The sequence below is a fragment of the Streptomyces sp. NPDC032745 genome (assembly GCF_055579465.1).
Genome location: NZ_JBVING010000011.1, coordinates 214,455 through 230,030, shown reverse-complemented (window position 1 = coordinate 230,030; position 15,576 = coordinate 214,455). Strand labels below are relative to the sequence as shown.

At 74.0% G+C, this 15,576-nt stretch carries 13 protein-coding genes; 4 read left to right on the top strand and 9 right to left on the bottom strand.

The features are described from left to right. The first annotated feature begins 73 nt into the window (after positions 1-73). The gene (cobC, locus tag ACZ5WG_RS27420) at positions 74-1,504 is read left to right on the top strand and encodes an Rv2231c family pyridoxal phosphate-dependent protein CobC (protein WP_468726575.1); all 1,431 of its coding nucleotides are present in this window, start codon (positions 74-76) and stop codon (positions 1,502-1,504) included. Positions 1,505-1,669: 165 nt separating this feature from the next. Beyond that, the gene (locus ACZ5WG_RS27415; RefSeq protein ID WP_468726574.1) at positions 1,670-2,923 is read left to right on the top strand and encodes a CapA family protein; all 1,254 of its coding nucleotides are present in this window, start codon (positions 1,670-1,672) and stop codon (positions 2,921-2,923) included. Positions 2,924-2,960: 37 nt separating this feature from the next. Here ACZ5WG_RS27415 and ACZ5WG_RS27410 read toward each other — a convergent pair whose 3' ends face one another. Both ACZ5WG_RS27410 and ACZ5WG_RS27405 read right to left on the bottom strand, forming a co-directional pair. Next, positions 2,961-3,881, bottom strand: a complete 921-nt coding sequence (locus ACZ5WG_RS27410) for an SCO1860 family LAETG-anchored protein (protein ID WP_468726573.1) — start codon at positions 3,879-3,881, stop codon at positions 2,961-2,963. A gap of 294 nt (positions 3,882-4,175) precedes the next feature. Next, entirely contained in the window at positions 4,176-5,264 is a 1,089-nt protein-coding gene (locus ACZ5WG_RS27405) for an amidohydrolase family protein (RefSeq protein WP_468726572.1), read from the bottom strand. 88 nt (positions 5,265-5,352) lie between these two features. On the opposite strand from ACZ5WG_RS27405, the gene ACZ5WG_RS27400 reads away from it, so the two are divergent. After that, positions 5,353-6,435, top strand: coding sequence for a pyridoxal-phosphate-dependent aminotransferase family protein (locus ACZ5WG_RS27400; RefSeq protein WP_468726571.1), 1,083 nt, complete (start codon positions 5,353-5,355; stop codon positions 6,433-6,435). A gap of 522 nt (positions 6,436-6,957) precedes the next feature. On the opposite strand, the gene ACZ5WG_RS27395 is transcribed toward ACZ5WG_RS27400, so the two are convergent. From ACZ5WG_RS27395 to ACZ5WG_RS27365, 7 genes are all read right to left on the bottom strand, one after another. Beyond that, a complete protein-coding gene (locus tag ACZ5WG_RS27395) occupies positions 6,958-7,665 on the bottom strand; it encodes a DsbA family oxidoreductase (RefSeq protein WP_468726570.1) in 708 nt (235 codons plus the stop codon). 82 nt (positions 7,666-7,747) lie between these two features. Further along, a complete protein-coding gene (locus tag ACZ5WG_RS27390; protein WP_468726569.1) occupies positions 7,748-8,248 on the bottom strand; it encodes a GNAT family N-acetyltransferase in 501 nt (166 codons plus the stop codon). A gap of 62 nt (positions 8,249-8,310) precedes the next feature. After that, positions 8,311-9,759: a peptidoglycan D,D-transpeptidase FtsI family protein gene (locus ACZ5WG_RS27385; protein ID WP_468726567.1), complete on the bottom strand. Its 1,449-nt coding sequence runs from the start codon at positions 9,757-9,759 to the stop codon at positions 8,311-8,313. Between the two features lie 62 nt (positions 9,760-9,821). Next, positions 9,822-10,502, bottom strand: coding sequence for a response regulator transcription factor (locus ACZ5WG_RS27380; protein WP_468726565.1), 681 nt, complete (start codon positions 10,500-10,502; stop codon positions 9,822-9,824). Then, positions 10,499-11,824: a sensor histidine kinase gene (locus ACZ5WG_RS27375; protein WP_468726564.1), complete on the bottom strand. Its 1,326-nt coding sequence runs from the start codon at positions 11,822-11,824 to the stop codon at positions 10,499-10,501. The genes ACZ5WG_RS27380 and ACZ5WG_RS27375 overlap by 4 nt, the downstream gene beginning before the upstream one ends. A gap of 107 nt (positions 11,825-11,931) precedes the next feature. Further along, positions 11,932-12,930, bottom strand: a complete 999-nt coding sequence (locus tag ACZ5WG_RS27370) for a hypothetical protein (RefSeq protein ID WP_468726563.1) — start codon at positions 12,928-12,930, stop codon at positions 11,932-11,934. Positions 12,931-13,037: 107 nt separating this feature from the next. Beyond that, a complete protein-coding gene (locus ACZ5WG_RS27365; RefSeq protein ID WP_468726561.1) occupies positions 13,038-13,859 on the bottom strand; it encodes an IclR family transcriptional regulator in 822 nt (273 codons plus the stop codon). Positions 13,860-14,006: 147 nt separating this feature from the next. Here ACZ5WG_RS27365 and ACZ5WG_RS27360 point away from each other — a divergent pair, with 147 nt between their 5' ends. Then, entirely contained in the window at positions 14,007-15,530 is a 1,524-nt protein-coding gene (locus ACZ5WG_RS27360; RefSeq protein WP_468726560.1) for an aldehyde dehydrogenase (NADP(+)), read from the top strand. Positions 15,531-15,576 lie beyond the last annotated feature (46 nt).

Here is a 15,576-nt window from a genome sequence, read left to right as displayed (position 1 = left end):
CCGACTCCTCGCCCCGTGCGCACGTGTGCGCGCGGGCGGCGGGCCACGAACCATTGACGACTACGGAGGGGGCATGATCCCGGTGGGCGAGTACGCGACGCAGCTGGTGGTCGGGGTCGGCGGACGGGCGGGGGTGTCCGTGGCGGAGGTCTGCGCCCTGGTCGAGGAGACGCTGCGGGGGGCCGGGCTGACCGCCGGGGCGGTGAAGGCGCTGGCCACGGTGGAGTCGAAGGCCGGCGAGGCCGGGATCACGGGCGCGGCGGAACGTTTCGGCGTACCACTGCTCAGCTATCCCGCCGAGGAGCTGGCGGGCATCTGCGTACCGCACCCCTCCGACACGGTGCGCGACGCCGCCGGGACTTCCTCGGTGGCGGAGGCCGCGGCGCTCGCGGGCGGCGGGGAGCTGCTCGTACCGAAGCGGCGCTCGGTCGCGGCGACCTGCGCCGTGGCCACCGCGCAGGCCCATGACCTGCGCCATCACGGGGACGCGGAGGTACGCGGCGACGGCGGCGCGCTGGTGGACCTCGCAGTGAACGTACGGGCGCACACCCCGCCGGAGTGGCTCAAGCAGCGCATCGCGGCTTCGCTCGACGTTCTCTCCGCATACCCCGACGGGCGGTCGGCCCGCGCGGCGGTGGCGGCTCGGCACGGGCTGCCGGCCGATCGGGTGCTGTTGACGGCGGGGGCCGCGGAGGCGTTCGTGCTGATCGCGCGGGCCCTGGGCGCGCAGCGACCGGTCGTCGTGCACCCGCAGTTCACGGAGCCGGAGGCGGCCCTGCGCGACGCGGGGCACACGGTGGAGCGGGTGGTGCTGCGGGCGGCGGACGGGTTCCGGCTGGACCCGGCGGCGGTGCCCGAGGACGCGGACCTGGTGGTGGTGGGCAACCCGACCAACCCGACGTCGGTCCTGCACCCGGCGGCGGTGCTGGCCGCGCTGGCCCGGCCGGGCCGGATCCTGGTCGTGGACGAGGCGTTCATGGACGCGGTCCCGGGTGAGCGGGAGGCGCTGGCCGGGCGGACGGACGTGCCGGGCCTGGTGGTGCTGCGGAGCCTGACCAAGACGTGGGGGCTGGCGGGGCTGCGGATCGGCTACGTGCTGGCCGAGCCGGACGTGATCGCGAAGCTGGCGGCGGCGCAGCCGCTGTGGCCGGTGTCTTCGCCGGCGCTGGTGGCGGCAGAGGCCTGTATGGCCGCGGCGGCGCTGTCGGAGGCGGAGGCCGCGGCCCGGCAGATCGCGGTGGACCGGGCGCATCTGCTGGCGGGCCTTGCGGAGTTCGAGGAGATCACGGTGTCGGGGGTCGCGGAGGGGCCGTTCGTCCTGATCCAGGTGGCGGGGGCCATGGAGATCCGCACCCGGCTGCGCGCCCTCGGCTTCGCGGTCCGCCGCGGGGACACCTTCCCGGGCCTGGACCACTCCTGGCTGCGGCTGGCGGTCCGGGACCGCGCCACGACGGGCCGCCTCCTCCAGGCCTTCGACCACGCCCTGGCGCTGACCGCCCGCTGACCTGCGCCTCCCGGACGCAGGGCCGGTCACCCGAGCGGGCCGTGCCGCGCAGCCGACACCTCTGACCTGCGACGCCTCGGATATCCGGACGATCCGGCTCCGTTGGCGGGGCGAGCGGAGGTAGGCGATGATCTCGGCATCAGCAGGGAACCCCGGGGGGCCGGAATGAACACGAAGACGAAAACAGGCTTGGCACTGACCGCGGTGGCGGCCGTGGCCGGCGGGATCCTCGCCCTGCCGAGCCTGCTCGACCACCTCGACGCCGACGGGGGACGGGGCAACGGCGAGCAGCGGCTCGGGGCCGAGCCCGGCCAGGGCAAGGCGGGCCAGGGCAAGGCGAGTCCCAAGACGCCCGCCGGCGCCAAGCCGTTCACGCTGGTCGCGACGGGCGACATCATCCCGTACCCGTCGATCGTCCAGCGGGCCGCGGACGACGCGCAGGGCAGCGGCCAGAGCCACGACTTCCGGAAGATACTCGCGGGGGTCAAGCCCCTGGTGGCCGCCGCGGACCTGGCGATATGCCACCACGAGATACCGTACGGCCGGCCCGGCGGCCCCTACACCGGATATCCCGCGTTCAAGGCCCCGCACCAGCTGGCCGACGCCCTGAAGGACGCCGGGTACGACAGCTGCTCGACCGGCTCGAACCACACCCTGGACGACGGCTACGACGGCCTCGTCCGCACCCTGGAGCACCTGGACCGGGTCGGCATCAAGCACGTCGGCTCGGCCCGCAGCGCCGACGAGGCCAAGGCCCCGGCGGTCCTCTCCGCCGGCGGTGCCAAGGTCGCCCAGCTGGACTACACGTACGGGACGAACGGCATCCCGGTCCCGGCCGGCAAGCCCTGGTCCGTCAACCTGCTCGACCAGAACCGGATCGTCGCCGACGCCCGCGCCGCCCGGGCGGCCGGCGCGAACGTCGTCGTCCTCAGCGTCCACTGGGGCACCGAGTGGCAGACGGCACCCGACCAGCAGCAGCGCGATCTGGCGCAGGCGCTGACCGCCTCGCGCGGCCCGGACGGGCTGCCCGACATCGATCTGATCATCGGCACGCACAACCACGTGCCGCAGCCGTACGAGAAGATCAACGGCACCTGGGTCGTCTTCGGCATGGGCGACCAGATCGCCAGCTTCTACGAGGCGGACAAGGCGCGCGGCAACATGTCCTCGATCCCGCGCTTCACCTTCGCCCCGGCGGCCGCCCACCCCGGCCGCTGGGAGGTGACCAAGGCCGAGTACCTCACGCAGTACTCGGACATGAACCCGCCGTTCCGCGTCGTCTGCACCTCCTGCGCCCCCTCCGACTCCGGGCTCGGCGCGGCCAGGCAGTCCGCGTACGCCGCCGTCGACAAGCAGGTCAGCGAGGCCGTGCTGTCGCGCGGAGCCGACAAGCAGGGCCTGGTGCACGCCACCCGCTGAGCTGCGGACCCCGTTACGAGGTCACGCGATCACGAGGTCACGAGCTGCGGCCGCGCCGGGTCACGACCAGCGCGGTCACGCCGATGCCGAGCAGGGCCAGTGCACCGCCCGCGACGTAGGGGGTCACCGAACCGCCGCCGGTCTCGGCCAGGTTGGCGTCGGTGGTGAGGGCGGCCCCGGTCCCGGAGGCAGCCGTCTGCGCCTTGACGTCGGGCTTCGCGGACGGCTCCGGGGCCGGCCCGGCCGGGGTTTCGCAGTGCGCCTCGGCGAGCACGACCTCGCCCTCGACCTGCGCCACGTTGAGGTCCAGCGGGTTCACCGACACCTTCAGCCGGAGCGCGGCCGCGGCGGCCGTGGTGGAGGTGGTCTCGGTACCGGAGAGCTCCAGGCTGACCATGCCCACCTTGGGGACCTCGAGCTTGGTCGGGCCGCCCGCCGAGAGGGTGACCTTCTTGCCGAGCGCGGTCACCGTGCCCAGCACGTTCGAGCTGGCCACGGGCTTCTTGCCGGCCTCGCACAGGGCCTTGGAGGTGACCTTCTCCACCTGGATCAGGGAGAGCAGCGGCAGCCCGGGCACGTGCACCTCGGCGTTGGCCAGGTTGGCTTCCGCCTCGGCGCGGTCCTTGTCCGCGGTCGCCTTGGACGTGGCGACGTCGGCACGCAGCACGCTCACCGGCTGCCCTCCCTCGACCCCGTCCAGAGTCACGGAGAGGGCGGTCTTCTGGGCCGTCGCGGGGGCGCTGACCTCGTTGAGGGTGGTCTTCAGCGGCACGTGGACGGTCTTGTTGAGCAGGCCCACGTCCAGTCCGGCGCGCAGGACGACCGCGCCGGCCTTGCCCTCGCCGCCGCCCGTGGAGCCGCCGCCTCCGGTGGCGGCGGCCGGCGGGGCGGTGAGCAGGGCGACCGCTCCGGTGGCGAGCAGGACGGCTGCGGGCATGCGGAAGGTGTTGCTGTTCAAGGTGGTGGAACCCCCGGGGAGATGGGAGCCGTCGCGCCGCCAATGGGGGACATCGCGCGCCGACGGCCTCTAACCCTCGGAATCTTTACGCACGGAGAGTGAACGGGCGGCAACCCGAGGTGAGTTCACCCCAAAGGGTGGTTTCCATGCACGTATTCGATTAGCTGCGCATCACAAGGAACGGGAGTTCTTTTCCGCCACAGGGCGGAGGGGAATGCGCCGACGCCGGCGCCCCGGACGGCCGTTCACAACGACCGCCGGGGCACCGGCGTCACGCGCGCGTCAACTCCTCGCTCAGGCCCGGACCTTGCCGTTCACGATCACGCGCCGCGGCTGCGCCAGCGCCCGCACGTCGGCCCGCGGGTCGGCGTCGTAGACGACGAGGTCCGCCGGCGCCCCCTCGGTCAGGCCTGGTCTGCCGAGCCACTCGCGCGCCGCCCAGGTCGTCGCCGAGAGGGCTTCCAGGGCCGGGATCCCGGCCCGCACCAGCTCCGAGACCTCCGCCGCGACCAGGCCGTGCGGCAGGGAACCCCCCGCGTCGGTGCCGACGTACACGCCGATGCCCGCGTCGTAGGCGGCCCGCACGGTGTCGTACCGGCGCTCGTGCAACCGCCTCATGTGTGCCGACCAGCGCGGGAACTTGGCCTCGCCGCCCGCCGCCATCTTCGGGAACGTCGCGATGTTCACGAGCGTCGGGACGATCGCCACCCCGCGCTCCGCAAACAGCGGAATGGTGTCCTCCGTGAGCCCGGTGGCGTGCTCGATGCAGTCGATGCCCGCCTCGACCAGGTCGCGCAGCGAGTCCTCCGCGAAGCAGTGCGCGGTGACGCGGGCGCCCAGCCGGTGCGCCTCGGCGATGGCCGCCTCGACCTCGGCCCGCGGCCAGCAGGGCGCCAGGTCCCCGACCTCGCGGTCGATCCAGTCCCCCACCAGCTTCACCCAGCCGTCGCCGCGCTGCGCCTCGCGGCCCACGTACGCGACGAGGTCGGCCGGCTCGATCTCGTGGGCGAAGTTGCGGATGTAGCGCCGCGGGCGGGCGATGTGCCGACCGGCCCGAATGATCTTCGGCAGGTCCTCGCGGTCGTCGATCCAGCGGGTGTCGGAGGGGGATCCGGCGTCGCGGATGAGCAGGGTGCCGGCGTCGCGGTCGGTCAGGGCCTGCCGTTCGGCGGTCTCCGCGTCGACCGGGCCGTGGGCGTCCAGCCCCACGTGGCAGTGCGCGTCGACCAGGCCGGGCAGGGCCCAGCCGGACACGGTGGTGATCTCGCGGGCCCCGTGCGGGCGTTCGTACGAGATCCGGCCGCCGACCACCCAGAGCTCGTCGCGCGCGTCGTCGGGCCCGACGAGCACACGCCCCTTCACATGCAGCACGTCATCGGTCATGTCCCGCACTGTACGTGCGTGCTGGGTAGGCTCATGCGGTCACCCCGAACGCCCCGGACGAGACGCCCCGGACGAAGAGAGCACCGCCGTGAACCACCCCCTCCTGCACCTTCCGCCGCTCACCGCGGAGCGCTTCGCGCAGATCGAGCAGGGGGTCGCGGACCTGCTCGGCACCCGCGAGGACGTGGTGATCACCCAGGGCGAGGCGCTGCTGCCGCTGGAGGGGTGCATCCGCTCGGGGGCGCGGCCCGGTTCGACGGCGCTGAACGTCGTGACCGGCCCGTACGGGACCACCTTCGGCAACTGGCTGCGCGACTGCGGGGCGAACGTGGTGGACCTGGCGGTCCCCTTCGACACGGCGGTGACGGCGGACCAGGTGGCGCACGCCCTGGCCGCCCACCCGGAGATCGACTTCGTGTCCCTGGTCCACGCGGAGGCGGCGACCGGCAACACGAACCCGGTCGCGGAGATCGGTGAGGCCGTACGGGCCCACGGCGCGCTGTTCATGCTGGACGCGGTGGCGTCGGTGGGCGCGGAGGCGCTGCTGCCGGACGCGTGGGGCGTGGACCTGTGCGTGATCGGCGCGCAGAAGGCGATGCGCGGCCCGGCGGGTGTCTCGGCGGTGTCGGTCTCGGAGCGGGCCTGGGCCCGCTTCGCGGACAACCCGGCCGCTCCGAGGCGCTCGTACCTCTCGCTGCTGGACTGGAAGGAGCGCTGGATCGACGCGGGCCGCACCGCGCTGCCGCATGCTCCGGCGCAGCTGGAGATGCTGGCGCTGGAGGCCTGCCTGGACCGGATCGCGGCCGAGGGCCTGCCGACGGTGACGGCCCGCCATGCGGCGGCCGCGGCGGCGACCCGGGCGGGCGCGGTGGCGCTGGGCCTCGCCCCGTACGTCGGCCGGTCCTCGGAGGCGGCTCCGGTGGCCACCACGCTGCGGGTGCCGGAGGCCTCGCTGGTGGTGGCCAAGGCCCTCGCAGCCGACCCGGCTGCCCCGCTCGCGGCGGGCGGCGGCGCGCTGGCCCGGGAGATGGTCCGGGTGAACCACTACGGCCAGGCCGCGTCGCTGCCGGCGGTCCTGACCTCCCTGACGGCCCTGTCCACCGCGCTCTCGGCGGACCCGTCCGAGGCCATGGCCGCCGCGGAAGCCGCCTGGGCCGAAACCCTGCACTGAGCCGTCCGGCCAGCCGGCAATCCGGAAACGGGCCGCACCCCCAGGCCACCAGACCCCGGGCTGCGCCCCAGCAACACCCGCCCGACACCACCCGATGGCCCGGAGCCCCAGCCCCACCAGCCCGGAGCCCGGGGGCGCAGCACCGTTGGCCGGGGGGCCGGGGGCGCAGCACCCGGGAAACGGTGGAAGGGCGGGGCGGGGAGACGGCTCCGCGCAGCGGCACGTGCTCGCCCGCGCTCCTCCGGCCGCCGACCAGGTCCGGCTCCAGCCACCGGGGCCAGACCGTGGCAGGCCGAGTCGGCCGACGGCCGGCACACGGGCACGGCCGCGTCAGGCCGAGGCCGGGTCCGAACCGGGCAGAGCCCAGGCCACGCACAGCCCGACCGGGGGTCAAGCCCTGTGCAGGGCCAGGCCCGACCGGGGGTCAAGCCCTGGGCAGGTCAGGCCCCGGGCCGGGCAGGCCCACCGGGGTCAGGCCCGGGGCCGGGGCAGGCCCCACCGGGGGTCAGGCCGTGGGGCGGGTCAGGCCTGCGGGACGGCGCAGCCGTCTTCGGGGTCGCAGGCGTCGGCCGTGGCCGCCGGCCCGGTGAGCTCGCGGCCCGCCCACGCCTGCTCCAGCGCCTGCGTGAACACCTCCGCGGGCTGCCCGCCGGAGATCCCGTAGCGGCGGTCGAGGACGAAGAACGGCACGGCGTTGGCGCCGAGTTCCGCCGCCTCGCGCTCGTCCGCCCGCACCTCCGCCGCGTACGCGGAGTCGTCCGCGAGGACGGCGCGGGCCTCCGCCTCGTCCAGCCCCGCCTCGACCGCCAGGGCGACGAGCACCTCGGAGTCGAAGACCGACCGCTCCTCGGCGAAGTTCGCTCGGTAGGCGAGGTCGAGCAGCTCCTCCTGGTGGCCGCGGGCGGCAGCCAGGTGCAGCAGGCGGTGGATGTCGAACGTGTTGCCGTGGTCACGGCCGTCGGTACGGTACGTCAGCCCCTCCGCGCGGGCGCTGGCGGCGACGTGCTCCTCCATGCCGCGCGCCTCGTCGAGGGTGCGGCCGTACTTCTTGGCGAGCATCTCCAGGACCGGCGCCGTGCTGCCCTTCGGGCTGTTCGGGTCGAGCTCGAAGGACCGGAAGACGACCTCCACCTCGTCGCGGTGCGCGAACTCGGCCAGCCCCTTGGTGAAACGGGCCTTGCCGATGTAGCACCAGGGGCAGGCGATGTCGCTCCAGATCTCGACGCGCATGATCCTTCTTCTCTCCGGGTTCATTGGGACGCCGCGGCTGTGCGCCGCGACGGTTTCCCGTTCAACCACCTGGCGGAGCGTCTCATTCCCCGGACGCGGCCTGCAGGCCGACGCTGAGCCACAGCGTGAGGTGGGAACCGGACCGCGCGGCCCCGGCCGGATCCGGGCGCCAGCCGTGGCGGGCGTAGAAGGCCTGGGCCCGGAGGTTGTGCTCGTAGACCTCCAGCCGGGCACGCTCGACACCGGCCAGCCGCCAGGCGTCGAGGCAGGCGGCGTGCAGGGCGGCCCCGGTACCCCGGCGCCAGTGGACCGGGTCGACGTGCAGCTGGGTGAGGGTGGTCTCGCCCTCCGCGGTGCGGAAGGCGGCAACCCCGGTGAGCTCGCCGTCCTCCTCCGCGCAGAGCACCCCGCCGTCGGCGGCGGCCCGCGCGACCGCCTGGGACCAGCCTTCTCGGGTCCGCGCGAGTTCGGCTGCGCCTGCGTAGGCCTGCTCGGGGACGCGGCCGCGGTAGTAAGTGGCCCGGGCCCGGCTGTGGAGGGCGGCTATGGCGTCGAGGTCTGCGGGTTGCGCGGTCCTGATCATGGGAAAGGAAACGCGCCGGGAACCCTGTCGGTTCCCGGCGCGCCCTGCGGCGACCGGCGCGGCTACTTCTTCAGCCACGCCTCCATCATCTTCTGGGCGATGGGGGCGGCGAGCTTGCCGCCGCCGATCTCGGAGCGGTCGGTGTCCGAGTTCTCGATCACCACGGCAACCGCGATCTGCTTGCCGCCCTGCTTTCCGTACGAGGTGAACCAGGCCAGCGGCGGCAGGCTGTTGTTCACGCCGCGCTGCGCGGTGCCGGTCTTGCCGCCCACCTCGGCGCCCGCCACCTGGGCGGGCTTGCCGCCGCCCTCGGTCGCGACCGTCCGCATGGCGTCCTGGAGCATCGATGCGGTCTTGGCCTTCATGACCTGCTCGGACTTCGGGTTCTTGAAGCTCTCCAGCACGTTGCCGTTCGCATCGGTGACCTCGGAGACCGAGTGCGGGGCGACGAGCTTGCCGCCGTTCTCGATCGCGGCGGTCACCATCGCCATCTGGAGCGGGGTGGCCTGCACGTCGAACTGGCCGATACCCGTCTGCGCGACCTGGTCGACGGACATCTTGTTCGTCGGGTACTTGCTCGCCGGCCGGGCGGTGACGGGCGTCGCGGTCTCCGTGTTGAAACCGAGCTTCTCGGCCATCGCCCGCATCTTGTCCTGACCGAGCTTGTGCGCCAGCTCCGCGAACACGTTGTTGCAGGACAGCCGCAGCGCGGTGCGCGCGGAGACGTTGTTGCAGGCCGCCGATCCCGCCTCGCTGGGCAGCAGCGTCCGGGTCCCGGGGATCGTGTACGGATCCGGGGTGCCGGTCGGCGTGTCCAGGTTGGTGACCAGCCCGTTCTCGATGGCCGCCGCCAGGGTGACCAGCTTGAAGGTGGAGCCGGGCGCCTGCGGCTTGCGCAGGGCCACGTTCTCCATCGCCTTGCCCTTGTCCTCGATCAGCTTCTCCCAGGCCGCCTTGTCGTTGGCGCCCGTGATGCTGCCCGGATCGAAGGAGGGGTTGTTGACGATGGCGAGGATCTCGCCGGTCGCCGGGTCGATGGCGACGGCGGCGCCCTGCTTGCCCTGGAGCGCGTCGTACGCGGCCTTCTGCACGGCCTTGTCGATGGTGGTCAGCACGTTGCCCGGCGCGGCCCGCTTGTTGGTGAGCATGTCCATCACGGTCTTGAGCCGGTCGTCGGACCCGTTCAGGATCTTCTTGTAGACGCCTTCCAGCATGCTCGTGCCGAAGGCCTGGGAGCTGTAGCCGGTGAGCGGCGCGTAGAGCGGACCGTCGACGTACGTGCGCTTGTACCCGAAGTCCTTTCCGTCCGTCTTCACCGAGCCGGTGATCGCCTCCCCGCCCACGATGATGTTGCCCAGCGGGTTCTCGTACTGCCCGATGAGGTTCCGCCGGTTGTTCTCGTTGTCTGCGAGGGCCTGGCCTTGGTAGGCCTGCACCCAGGTGACCCGCACCAAAAGGGCCAGCACCAGGAGCAGACAGAAGACCGACGCACGCCTGATCGTCTTGTTCATCCCCCAGAAGGACGTGCCGAGGCCCCCGGTCGTTCCGCTCTGCCCCGATTGTGGCCGGGTTCTCAGCCTTTCTTCATGAAGCCGCCCTCGTAGGCCGCGATGACCGCCTGGGTGCGGTCGCGGGAGCCGGTTTTGGAGAGGACCGCGGCGACGTGGGTCTTGACCGTCTGGGGACCGACGCCGAGGCGTTCGCTCATCTCGTGGTTGGACAGTCCGGTGGCCATCAGGCGCAGTACGTCGGCCTCCCGCTCGGTGAGCCGGGCCACCCAGGGGGCGGCGGGACCCGGGGCCCCGGGGGCGTGGGAGGCGGCGAGCGAGCGGACGGCCGCCGGGAAGAGCAAGCAGTCGCCGCGGGCGACGAGGCGGACCGCGCCGACCAGCTCGTCGGGGTCGGCCCGCTTGAGGAGGAACCCCGAGGCACCCGCGCGCAGCGCGTCGTAGACGTACGCGTCGTTCTCGAAGGTGGTGACGACCACGATCCGGGGCGGTTCGGCCATGCCGGCGATGATCTGCTCGGTGGCCCGGATGCCGTCGATCTCGGGCATCCGGACGTCCATCAGCACCACGTCGGGGACCAGGGAACGGACCAGCGGGACGGCTTCGGCGCCGGAGGCCGCCTCGCCGACCACCTCCAGGTCCGGCTCGGCCTCGAGGATCACCCGCAGGGCGGTGCGGACCATGCGCTCGTCGTCGGCGAGCACGATGCGCAGCGGCGGCCGCCGCGCCGCGGGCCCCGCGCTCATCGGGACCCCCCGTCGAGCGGGAGGACGGCCCGCAGCCGCCACAGCCCCTGGTGCGGGCCCGCTTCGACGCGGCCGCCCAGCAGGCCGGCCCGCTCGGCGGCGCCGCGCAGCCCGCGGCCCCCGGTGGTGCGGGGCTGCTGCCCGTCGGGGGTACCCGGCGGATTGGTCATGGTGATCTCCAGTTCACGGTTGGTGCTGCCGATGCCGTCCGCCCTGCCCTGTACGGCGATCCGCAGCTCGACGGGGCCCGCGCCGTGGCGCAGGGCGTTGCTCAGGCCCTCCTGGACGATCCGGTACGCCTCGCGGGAGGCGATCGCCGGGAGCTGCGCCCAGTTCCCGGCCGGTCCGGGGTCCTGCAGGGCGGTGACGGTGGTGCCGGCGGCCCGGGTGCGGGCCAGCAGCCCGTCGAGGTCGGCGGAGAGGGTCGGTGCGGGTGCGGCGTCGGGCCGGGCCGGGTCGCCGTCCCGCAGCAGGCCCAGCACGGCGTCCAGCTCGCCCACCGTCCGCCGGGTGGTGTCCTCGATCGCGGCCAGGGCCTCCCGTACGAACCCGGGGTCGCTGTCGAGCACCCGCCGGGCGGCGACCGCCTGGAGGGTGACGGCGCTCAGGGCGTGCCCGACCGCGTCGTGCAGCTCCCGGGCCAGCCGGTTGCGCACGGCCAGGTCGGCGGCCCGCTCCTCGGCCGCGGCCAGCCGGTCCGCCGCCGTCGGCCCGAGCAGTACGGGTGCCAGCCGGGCCAGCAGCGCCCCGGCCCCGGCGGCGCACAGGACGAGCCCGCACAGCAGCCCGATCCCGAGCAGCGGGGCGGCGTACGAGGCGGTGTCGGTGCTGAACCAGCCCATCCCCATGGGGGTCTCCCGCAGCGCGCTCACGAAGGGCACCGCGATCAGCACCACCGCCATGGGCGGCACCGCGAGGCTCATGCCGCTGATCGCCGCGCCGACCCCCACGTGCAGCGTCCACCAGGCCGAGGTCCGCCCCCGGGCCGCCCAGGAGCGGGCCGGACCCTCCGCCAGCCGCTCGCCCGGCACCCCGCACAGGGCCCGTACGGCGCCCACCGACATCGGCCGGACGAGCCCGAAGACGGCGGTCACCGCGGCCATCGGCAGGGAGAGCCCGTAGGAGGCGAAGGTCAGCGGGGTGGAGCCGAAGATGTTGCCCCCGCCCGTCACGACACTGACCACCACCTGGGACAGGAGGAAGTACGGCATCAGCAGGGCCCCGCCCAGGATCAGGTGCACCCAGCGCAGCCGGGCCCGCGCCCCCAGCACCCGCCCCACACCGGCCCGCGTCCCCGCCCACATCCCACTGCCCCCCGGCATCCCGCTGACCCAGCCCTGCCTGCCCCAGCCCCAGCCCCTGCCCCAGCCCCTGCCCCAGCCCCTGCCCCTGCCCCTGCCGGTCCCCCTGCCGCTCGCGCCCCTCCGCGTCACGCTGTGCTGCGGCGTGAGGCGAGGAACCGGGCCAGGACGGCCGCGGCGAGCAGACCGGTGATCATCTGGCCAGCGTAGGTCAGGACCATCGCGGTGGTGACCGCCTTCGCGGGATCGGCGGTGCCCGCGCAGGAGATCAGGAGCCACAGCCCCCAACTCGCCGCGGCCGCCGCCCCGATCCATGCGACGGCCAGCGCCCGCCGGGCCTGCCGGGCCCCGCCCCGGGCCAGGTTCACGGCTCCCGCCCCCGCGACCAGCGTGCACATCCCGTAGGTGGCGAACACCACGCCCGTTTCGGGGTTGAACTGCGCGATCTGTGACGCGCTGAGCCCGGCCGTACCTCCGAAGGCCCAGGTGAACTCCACTGCTGCCACGGCCACGGCCAGCGCCGCCGCGGCTCCCGCCACCACCCCCGTGGGTGACGGGAGCCGCTCCCCCTGAACGCCCTGCCACACGCTGCCCCAGCGCTCTCGCGCATAAGGGACGAACAATGCGGCCAGGGCTACGGCCTGCACGATGAAGCCGCCGTAGACGACGTTGAACACCCATGGGTCGAGGAAGGGCTCCCTGGCCGCCTGCGCGGCCGCGTCCGGCCCCAGCCCCACTGCCCTCACGAGGAGTTGGCCGGGGAAGGCCACGACGATCGGCACGAGCAGTCCGGTGGCGACGAACACCGGGAGGGTCAGCAGCCATGACGGCACCCGTCTGCCCCAGGGCCGGGTGAACACCAGCACGAGCACGATGACGGCCGCGTCCATGACCAGCGTGACGGCGTTCGCCACCTTGAAGAACATCCCGGGTCCCAGCAGCACGCTGCCGTCCGGTATCCCGATGCGGCTCCCCGCCACCCAGGCGCCCTTGAGGCACAGGTACGGCACGGTGGCGGCCAGGGCCACCGCTCCAAGGACCCTGCGCCGGGCAGCCGGGCCGGCGCGCGTCGACTGCGCCGCGTCCGTGCCCACCGTCTCGTTCGTGTTCACCGCTGGTGTGGTCATGACTCAACAGTCGCGTCCGCGCCGCCCCGCCACCTCCCCCATGAAGGTGAACCGCCTCCCCCACCCGGGGGAGGCGGTTCGCACGCGGCGGGCCCGCGTCCGCCGCCTCACATACGGCGGGTCGCCACCGACAGCCGGTCCCGCGCCTCGAACAGCGCCGCCTTGATCCTCTGCTCGTGGCCCGCCGTCAGCCGGGCCACGGGCACCGAGCAGCTCACCGCGTCCCGGGCCGGCGTCCGGTACGGCACCGCCACCCCGAAACAGCGCAGCCCGAGGGTGTTCTCCTCGCGGTCCACCGCGTAGCCCTGCTCCCGTACCAGCGCCAACTCGTCGACGAGCCGCTCCCGGTCGGTGATCGTGTGCTCGGTGACCGCCTCCAGCCGCCGCGGCAGGAGCGCCCGCACCTCCTCGTCGGAGTGGCTCGCCAGCAGGGCCTTGCCCAGCGCCGTCGAGTGCACGGGCAGCCGCCGCCCGACGCGGGTGAACGGTCGCAGGTAGTGCTGGGACTGGCGGGTGGCCAGGTAGACGACGCTCGTGCCGTCCATCCGGGCCAGGTGGATGGTCTCGGTGGTGTCGTCGGAGAGCCGGTCCAGGGTGGGCCGGGCCGCGGCGACGACCTCGTCCCCGTCGATGTACGAGCTGCCGACGAGCAGGGCCCGTACGCCGATGCCGTACCGCGTGCCCGTCGCGTCCGTCTCCACCCACCCCAGGTTCACCAGCGTGCGCAGCAGCATGTAGAGGCTCGACTTGGGCAGCGAGAGGTCGTGCTGGATGTCGGCCAGGCTGTGCAGCCCGGGCCGCGCCGCGAAGTGCTCCAGCAACAGGACCGTGCGGACGGCCGATTTGACGGCCGCCGATGCCCCCGGGCCCCCCGGGCCCCCCGGCCCCTCCGGTTCCGCGGCGGACCGGTCCGGCTCAGTTGTGGTCATTCGCCTTCTTGCCCCTCTTGTCTCTTGTCAACGCGGAAGACCCGGAAATAGAGTCCGGAGCGGATGTGATCATTCATCCATCGGAACGGCGTTCAGAATACTGAACGCCACCGCGCGGGTCAGCGTAGATCCAGGAGGCAGTGCGCCATGGCAGCAACACCAGTCTGGAGTGTGGACCCCCGCACCGGGAAGCAGCGCGAACAGGTTGCGGTGGAAGCCACATCCGGTGAGGTGGACGAGGCCGTACGCGCCGCCCACGCGGCCCGCGGCGCGCTCGCCGACCGCACCACCCGCGCGGCCTTCCTGCGCACCGCCGCCGAGCTGCTCGACGAGGCCGCGGACCACGTGATCGAGGCCGCCGACGCCGAGACCGCCCTCGGGCCGGGCCGGCTGACCGGCGAGCTCGCCCGCACCACCGGCCAGCTGCGGGCCTTCGCCGACGCCGTGGACGAGGGCTCCTACCTCGACATCCGCATCGACCGCGCGGACGCCGCCGCCGTCCCGCCGCGCCCCGAACTGCGCCGCTACAAGGTGCCGCTGGGCGTGGTCGCGGTCTACGCCGCCTCCAACTTCCCGCTCGCGTTCTCCGTGCCCGGCGGGGACACCGCGAGCGCGCTGGCCGCCGGCTGCCCGGTGGTCGTCAAGGCCCACCCCGACCACCCGGCCACCTCCGAGCTGTGCGCCTCGCTGCTGCGCCGCGCAGCCGTGGCGGCCGGGCTGCCGGCCGACGTGGTCCGCGTCGTCCACGGGTTCGGCGCGGGCCTCGAGCTGATCCGCCACCCCCTGGTCTCCGCCGCCGGATTCACCGGTTCCATCCGGGGCGGGCGGGCGCTGTTCGACGCGGCCGCCGCCCGTCCCGTCCCCATCCCCTTCCACGGCGAACTCGGCTCCCTCAACCCCGTCGTGGTCACCCCCGCGGCCGCCGCCGAGCGCGCCGAGGAGATCGCCGCCGGGCTCGCGGGCTCGGTCACCCTCGGCGTCGGCCAGTTCTGCGTCAAGCCGGGCCTGGTCCTGGTCCCCCAGGGCGCGGACGGCGACCGGTTCACCGGCGCGCTGACGAAGGCCCTCGGCGAGACCGAGCCCGGCGTCCTGCTCGACCACCGGATGCGGGAGAACTTCGTCTCCGGCGTGCGCGAGCGGGCCGCGCTGCCCGGCGTCACCGCGCCTGTCACCCCGGGTTCCGGCGGCGAGCACACGGTCGGCGCGGGCTACCTGACCGTGCCGGCGGGGACGCTCCTCGAGGGCGGCGCGTACGAGGTTCTGCTCGAGGAGTGCTTCGGACCGGTGACCGTGGTCGTACGGTACGCCGACCAGCGCGAGGCCGGGTCGGTGCTCGGCCTGCTCCCCGGGAACCTGAGCGCCACGCTCCAGCTGTCCGCGGCCGAGGCCGACGGCGGTCCGGGCCCGGCGGCGGAACTGATCGCGCAGGTCACGGCGCTGGCCGGGCGGATCGTGGTCAACGGCTGGCCGACCGGTGTCGCGGTGGCCCCGGCCCAGCACCACGGCGGCCCGTACCCGGCGGCGACCTCGCACTCCACCTCGGTCGGCGGGACCGCCATCGAGCGCTGGCTGCGGCCGGTGGCCTACCAGTCGGTGCCGGACCCGCTGCTTCCGGCGGAACTGCGCGAGGCGAACCCGCTGGGGCTGCCGCGCCGCGTCACCGGCGACTGAGGCCGGCCGCGGGTCAGGCCCCGCCCCGGCGGGCCGGACCCGCCCA

Coding starts and splice junctions, on each gene's coding strand:
- cobC (WP_468726575.1), top strand. CDS start 74: ATGATCCCGGTGGGCGAGTACGCGACGCAGCTGGTGGTCGGGGTCGGC.
- ACZ5WG_RS27415 (WP_468726574.1), top strand. CDS start 1,670: ATGAACACGAAGACGAAAACAGGCTTGGCACTGACCGCGGTGGCGGCC.
- ACZ5WG_RS27405 (WP_468726572.1), bottom strand. CDS start 5,264: ATGACCGATGACGTGCTGCATGTGAAGGGGCGTGTGCTCGTCGGGCCC.
- ACZ5WG_RS27395 (WP_468726570.1), bottom strand. CDS start 7,665: ATGCGCGTCGAGATCTGGAGCGACATCGCCTGCCCCTGGTGCTACATC.
- ACZ5WG_RS27390 (WP_468726569.1), bottom strand. CDS start 8,248: ATGATCAGGACCGCGCAACCCGCAGACCTCGACGCCATAGCCGCCCTC.
- ACZ5WG_RS27385 (WP_468726567.1), bottom strand. CDS start 9,759: ATGAACAAGACGATCAGGCGTGCGTCGGTCTTCTGTCTGCTCCTGGTG.
- ACZ5WG_RS27380 (WP_468726565.1), bottom strand. CDS start 10,502: ATGAGCGCGGGGCCCGCGGCGCGGCGGCCGCCGCTGCGCATCGTGCTC.
- ACZ5WG_RS27375 (WP_468726564.1), bottom strand. CDS start 11,824: ATGCCGGGGGGCAGTGGGATGTGGGCGGGGACGCGGGCCGGTGTGGGG.
- ACZ5WG_RS27370 (WP_468726563.1), bottom strand. CDS start 12,930: ATGACCACACCAGCGGTGAACACGAACGAGACGGTGGGCACGGACGCG.
- ACZ5WG_RS27365 (WP_468726561.1), bottom strand. CDS start 13,859: ATGACCACAACTGAGCCGGACCGGTCCGCCGCGGAACCGGAGGGGCCG.
- ACZ5WG_RS27360 (WP_468726560.1), top strand. CDS start 14,007: ATGGCAGCAACACCAGTCTGGAGTGTGGACCCCCGCACCGGGAAGCAG.